The sequence below is a fragment of the Bacillus luti genome (genome assembly GCF_009739945.1).
Lineage (GTDB): Bacteria > Bacillota > Bacilli > Bacillales > Bacillaceae_G > Bacillus_A > Bacillus_A luti.
In genome coordinates, this window is the sequence record NZ_CP040336.1 from 5020593 (window position 1) to 5027500 (window position 6908).

Annotated in this window: 5 protein-coding genes and 2 rRNA genes (1 of these 7 only partly in view); all 7 read right to left on the bottom strand. The window is 38.3% G+C overall.

Annotation, left to right across the window (positions count from 1 at the left end; all coding sequences use genetic code 11):
• Positions 1-3 precede the first annotated feature (3 nt).
• Complete coding sequence (gene radA, locus EUC40_RS25385) at positions 4-1380, bottom strand: DNA repair protein RadA (protein ID WP_060629200.1); 1377 nt, start codon at positions 1378-1380, stop codon at positions 4-6.
• A 96-nt stretch (positions 1381-1476) separates the two neighbouring features.
• Entirely contained in the window at positions 1477-3912 is a 2436-nt protein-coding gene (gene clpC, locus EUC40_RS25390) for an ATP-dependent protease ATP-binding subunit ClpC (RefSeq protein ID WP_000971178.1), read from the bottom strand.
• A gap of 22 nt (positions 3913-3934) precedes the next feature.
• Positions 3935-4999, bottom strand: a complete 1065-nt coding sequence (gene mcsB, locus EUC40_RS25395) for a protein-arginine kinase McsB (RefSeq protein WP_071711520.1) — start codon at positions 4997-4999, stop codon at positions 3935-3937.
• Between the two features lie 4 nt (positions 5000-5003).
• Positions 5004-5552 carry a protein-arginine kinase activator protein McsA gene (mcsA, locus tag EUC40_RS25400; protein ID WP_156576856.1) on the bottom strand — a complete coding sequence of 183 codons (549 nt, stop codon included), beginning with the start codon at positions 5550-5552 and terminating at the stop codon, positions 5004-5006.
• Between the two features lie 170 nt (positions 5553-5722).
• Positions 5723-6184: a transcriptional regulator CtsR gene (gene ctsR / locus EUC40_RS25405; protein WP_001244562.1), complete on the bottom strand. Its 462-nt coding sequence runs from the start codon at positions 6182-6184 to the stop codon at positions 5723-5725.
• Positions 6185-6356: 172 nt separating this feature from the next.
• Positions 6357-6472: ribosomal RNA gene (gene rrf, locus EUC40_RS25410) — 5S ribosomal RNA — on the bottom strand.
• Between the two features lie 48 nt (positions 6473-6520).
• A 23S ribosomal RNA gene (locus tag EUC40_RS25415) occupies positions 6521-6908 on the bottom strand; it runs 2534 nt beyond the window's last position.

Sequence of the window (6908 nt, forward strand, 5' to 3'; positions counted from 1 at the left end):
AGCCTAGCCTCCTAATGTCAAACGAAGCGCTTCTCCTAAATTAGATACACCTACTACCTCAATCCCATCCGGAATTGTCCACCCTCCCAAATTTTTTCTAGGAATAATAGCTCGTTGGAACCCTAATTTAGCTGCTTCTTGTACACGTTGTTCAATTCTTGATACTCTTCTTATTTCTCCAGTTAATCCTACTTCTCCTATTACTGCATCAGTTGGTGCCGTAGATTTATCTCTAAAACTTGAAGCTATACTCAAAGCTACAGCTAAATCAATTGCTGGTTCATCTAATTTCAAACCACCTGCTACTTTTAAATATGCATCTTGATTTTGCAATAATAAACCTGTTCTTTTTTCTAACACTGCCATAATAAGCGATACACGGTTATGGTCAATTCCCGTCGCCATTCTTCGAGGGTTTCCAAAACTAGTAGGGGAGATTAATGCTTGTATTTCTACTAAAACTGGTCTTGTTCCTTCCATTGAGGCAACCACTGTTGATCCTGCGACCCCAACCGGTCTTTCCTCAAGGAAAATTTCTGACGGGTTTAAGACCTCCGCAAGACCAAGTTCTTTCATTTCAAAAATACCCATTTCATTCGTAGAACCAAAACGATTCTTCACAGCTCGTAAAATACGATATGTATGATGACGGTCTCCTTCAAAGTAAAGAACTGCATCGACCATATGTTCTAACATACGCGGTCCTGCAATTGCACCTTCTTTTGTCACGTGTCCGACGATAAAAATAGGGATTCCTTTCGTTTTTGCAAGTTTCATTAATTCTGCCGTACATTCACGTACTTGTGCCACGCTTCCTGGCGCTGATGTCACCTCTGGTAAATGTATCGTTTGAATGGAATCAATAACAACAAAGGCTGGATTCATCTCTTCAATGTGTGTTGCAATTCGCTGCAAATCCGTCTCTGCTACAACAAATAAATTACTACCCTTTACATCCAAACGATCTGCACGAAGTTTTATCTGCTTTGCTGACTCCTCACCCGATATGTAGAGTACATCATATGAAGAATCTGCTAATTGCGATGAAATCTGTAATAACAACGTGGATTTTCCAATCCCAGGGTCCCCGCCGATAAGTACTAAAGATCCATCTACGATTCCACCACCAAGTACACGGTTAAATTCTTGAAATTTTGTTTCAATACGCGCCTCAGACTTTGTTTCTACCTCTGTAAGACGTCTTGGTTTTGTTACTTCTGTTTGAATTGCATTTGCATAATTAAGGCGTCTGGATGATACAACCGGTTCCATTTCTTCAACAAGTGTATTCCATTGACCACATCCAGGGCATTTACCCATATATTTTGGTGACTGATAACCGCACTCTTGACATGTGAATTTTGTTTTCTTTTTAGCCATATCTTTTTATAGTTCACTTCACTTTCATCTATAAACATTTTATCCTTCTCGTACAAGAAAGAGGGCTATCTCGTAGCCCTCTTAGTTTGTCTATACTTATTTTACCTTTTCGGCACTATGGATGACAAATGTTTCCCCTTCTACATCAAAGATAACTTTTTGTCCTTTCTCAATAGCACCTTTTAAAAGTTCTTCCGATAGTCTGTCTTCTACGTGCTTCTGAATTGCTCTACGAAGCGGACGAGCACCATACTCTCGATCAAATCCTTTATCAGCAATAGCTGAAATCGCTCCTTCTGTTAAATGCAATTCAATTTCTTGCTCTTTCAAGCGATTTACTAGCTGATTTACCATAAGATTTACAATCTCTTGAATATGTTTTTTCTCAAGCATATGGAACACGATAATTTCATCAATACGGTTTAAGAACTCTGGACGAAATGCCTTTTTCAGTTCATCCATTACTTTGCCTTTCATATCTGAATAATCGCGGCTCTCATCTTGTACGTTAAATCCAAGATGTTTATTACGTTTTAACGCCTCTGCACCAACGTTAGATGTCATAATAACAATTGTATTACGGAAATCAACTGTACGCCCTTTAGAATCTGTTAAGCGACCATCTTCTAATACTTGTAGTAAAATGTTAAACACATCAGGATGAGCTTTCTCTACTTCATCTAATAAGACAACTGAATATGGCTTACGGCGAACCTTTTCTGTTAATTGTCCACCTTCTTCATATCCAACATATCCTGGAGGAGATCCAACTAAACGAGAAGTAGAATGCTTCTCCATGTACTCAGACATATCGATGCGAATCATTGCATCCTCATCACCGAACATAGATTCTGCTAACGCTCTTGCTAGCTCCGTTTTACCCACGCCTGTTGGTCCTAAGAAAATGAATGAACCAATCGGACGTTTCGGATCTTTCAATCCTGCTCTAGCACGGCGAACAGCTTTCGCTACAGCTACTACCGCTTCATCTTGACCAATAACACGATCGTGAAGAATGGATTCTAAGTTTAATAACTTATCAGTCTCTGTTTGTGCAAGTTTAGAAACCGGGATACGAGTCCACGTAGAAACAACATTTGCAATATCTTCTACTGTCACTTCTGAGTTTTCTTTTCCTTGTTGCTCTTTCCATTGACGCTTCGTATCTTCTAACTTCTCGCGTAAGCGTTGTTCCATATCACGTAAGGAAGCAGCTTTTTCAAACTCTTGACTCTGTACAGCTGCATCTTTTTCTTTTCTAATTTCCTCAAGCTTCACTTCAAGCTCTTTTAGATTTGGTGGTGTTGTATAAGAGCGTAAGCGAACCTTTGAAGCAGCTTCATCAATTAAATCAATTGCTTTATCTGGTAAGAAACGATCTGTAATATAACGATCTGAAAGCTTTACAGCTGCATCAATTGCATCATCTGTAATAGACACGCGGTGATGTGCCTCATAACGATCGCGTAAACCTTTCAAAATTTGAGTTGATTCGTCTAAACTTGGCTCATCAACGTGAATTGGTTGGAAACGTCTCTCTAAAGCTGCGTCTTTTTCAATATATTTGCGATATTCATCTAACGTTGTCGCCCCAATACATTGCAATTCCCCACGAGCTAAAGATGGTTTTAAAATGTTCGATGCGTCAATAGCACCTTCCGCTCCGCCTGCACCAATTAATGTATGAAGTTCATCAATAAATAGAATGATATTTCCTGCTTGGCGGATTTCATCCATTACTTTCTTCAAACGATCTTCAAATTCACCACGATATTTCGTTCCAGCTACCACTGTACCCATATCTAGTGTCATAACACGCTTATCTCTTAAAGTTTCAGGAACTTCATTATTTACGATTTGTTGTGCTAATCCTTCTGCAATTGCTGTTTTACCTACACCAGGCTCCCCAATTAACACAGGATTGTTTTTTGTTCTACGGCTTAACACTTCAATTACACGTTGAATTTCTTTACCACGTCCAATAACAGGGTCTAAACGATTTTCACGTGCAACAACTGTTAAATCACGTGCTAAGCTATCAAGTGTTGGTGTATTTGCATTTGTTGAAGAACCACCTTGGTGACCTGAACTTGCTTCATTACTTCCAAGAAGTTGCAATACTTGTTGTCTTGCCTTATTTAGGCTAACACCTAAGTTATTTAAAACACGTGCTGCTACCCCTTCACCTTCGCGGATTAAACCAAGTAAAATATGTTCTGTTCCAACGTAAGAGTGACCTAATTTACGAGCTTCATCCATAGACAACTCAATAACCTTTTTAGCACGCGGTGTATAATGTACCGTTTGAGAAGCTTCTGTTCCGCGTCCAATTAACGCTTCTACCTCTTTTTGAACCTTCTCTGGACTTAATCCAAGAGCAATCAACGCTTTTGCTGCAATTCCTTCACCTTCGCGTACAAGCCCAAGTAAAATGTGTTCTGTTCCAATATTGTTATGCCCAATACGAATTGCTTCCTCTTGAGATAAAGCTAATACTTTCTGTGCTCTTTCTGTAAATCTTCCAAACATCATAGAAATCGCCTCCTACTTGCGCTTAGTTTTTTTCAATACGTAATCGCTCACGGATTAAGGTTGCTCTTCGATAATCTCTTTCTTCTGGTCCTAAAGGTCCTCCTGCATATTGTTGTAAAATGCCTGGTTGTGTAAGAACCATTAGCTCAGTCAAAATGTTTCTCGATATACCTTTTATATATCCTAAATCAATACCAAGTCGTAAATCTGATAAGCAATTGGCTGCTTCAGCAGATTGAATTAAACGACTGTTGGCTAGTATGCCATAAGAGCGATAAACTTTATCTTCAAGCTCAATACTTGAATTTTGTACAATTAATTCTCTAGCCATTTTTTCTTGCTGTATGATTTGTTGAATGACACTCTTTAAATCTGCAATAATATCTTCTTCGGATTTCCCTAGCGTCATTTGATTTGACACTTGAAATATATTACCTAACGCTTCGCTACCTTCACCGTATATTCCTCTTACTACTAACCCTAATTTTTGAATTACTTGTATAATACGGCTAATTCTTTTCGTTAAGACTAGTCCTGGTAAATGAATCATTACAGAAGCTCTTAATCCTGTACCAACGTTAGTAGGGCAACTCGTAATATATCCAAGAGATTCATCAAAAGCATATTCAACCTTTTCCTCAATCCAATTATCTATTTGATTAGCACTTTGAAGAGCCTCTGATAATTGTAATCCTGAAAATAAGCACTGAATTCTAATGTGGTCTTCTTCATTAAGCATAACACTAATATGTTCACTTTCTGATAATAGGCATGCTCCATATTCTGTTCCTGCAAGATTAGGACTAATTAAATGCTTTTCTACCAAAACTCTCCTTTGAAGAGGGGTTAATTCATTCATTTTTAATAGCTCAAACTCTCCAAAAGGTTCTACCGCTTTATTTATAAATTCCTTTTTAAATAATTCATGAATTTGTTTAGCTTCTTCTTCGCTTTGCATAGTAGAGAATTGATATTTTTTAAAATTACGAGCCAAACGAATTCGACTACTTAAAACAATATCAGAATCAGGGCCATCTCCCTTCATCCATGGACTAATCGCTTCATTCATAATTTTGTCCAGTGACATAGAACTATTCCCCCTCTCTATGCTCACTAAGCTGATTTTCAAGACTTCGGATTTGATCTCTTACTTCAGCAGCTTTCTCAAATTCCTCATTCTGCACGTATTGTTTCAGAATGAGTTTTAGTTCATCTAATTCTTTCTTTAAGTGGATATTTCCTTCTATACGTTCCGGAATTTTTCCACAATGATCTGTATGTCCCCCGTGAAGACGTTTTAACAATGGCCTTAAATGTTCCTTAAATGTATCGTAACAGGAAGCACACCCAAAGCGCCCCACTTTTGTAAATTGCTCAGATGTCATCTTACAATCTGGACATCTTACTATATTTTTATTCGAAAGTTCATTTTTTCCTTCTTCAAACATTGTTGATTCACCGTGTAATAACCCAGCAAATAAATCATGGAATGAAAAGTTAGACTGCGATGATTGAAAGAAAGACGTATAGCCACTTTGTTCTGCACATTGCTCACAAAGATGAACTTCCGCCTTCTTCTCGTTGACTACTTTTGTATAATGTAAAGTTGCTGGTCTTATATTACAGTTTTGACAAGTCATCACTATCCCCACCTTTACAACAGGAACGATCTATCTCATAGTACTTTTCATACATTACTAGATTGTTCGCTTTTCTTAATCCGTTAGATAAAAGTGCATGTTCTTTTTCAAAACCTCTACAATATTTAACTGCCTTATCTTAGTTATCATTCTTTTACAAAAGCTGTAATTTATTTATATTTCAGTGTTCTTAACATTGCGCATAATATTCGAGCCCTAAGTTCATCTCGAGAAGGGATATCCATTGATAACACAGAACGATCTAGTACACTTAACATAAGTTTTGCTTCACGATTCGTTATGATTCCCTCTTCTATCAAACGTATAATCATACTCTCTGCATTCCCTTGTGCAACGCTATGATCAATCATATGAAGCATTTGATCAATAATGTCTATATCATCATGCAGTTTGACTTTTATAATGCGAATGTAACCCCCTCCACCACGTTTACTTTCTACTACAAATCCTCTTTCTAACGTAAAACGGGTATTGATTACATAATTGATTTGAGATGGTACGCACTCGAATCGATCCGCAATCTCATTTCTTTTGATTTCAATCACATTATTATTGCTTAAGTCAATAACTTGCTTTAGATATTGCTCAATGATATCAGATATATTTCTCATTTATCCGCCACCTTTATTGACTTTGACTATCTTTGACTTTAATTATATACGTATTAATAAAATTTGCAACTCTTTTGCTTATTCACTATCCTAGCCACATTTCCCTGTATTTAATCAAAATTATAAAATAAAATACGAAAAAACACGAGTCAAATGACTCGTGTTTTAAGTTGCTTGGCGACGTCCTACTCTCACAGGGACAAGGTCCCAACTACCATCGGCGCTAGAGAGCTTAACTTCCGTGTTCGATATGGGAACGGGTGTGACCTCTCTGCCATCATCACCAAACTATGAAGGCATATTCCTTCAAAACTAGATAACATTGCTACATATTATATGGTTAAGTCCTCGATCTATTAGTATTCGTCAGCTCCACATGTCACCATGCTTCCACCTCGAACCTATCAACCTGATCATCTTTCAGGGATCTTACTAGCTTATGCTATGGGAAATCTCATCTTGAGGGGGGCTTCATGCTTAGATGCTTTCAGCACTTATCCCTTCCGCACATAGCTACCCAGCTATGCCCTTGGCAGAACAACTGGTACACCAGCGGTGCGTCCATCCCGGTCCTCTCGTACTAAGGACAGCTCCTCTCAAATTTCCTACGCCCACGACGGATAGGGACCGAACTGTCTCACGACGTTCTGAACCCAGCTCGCGTACCGCTTTAATGGGCGAACAGCCCAACCCTTGGGACCGACTACAGCCCCAGGATGCGATG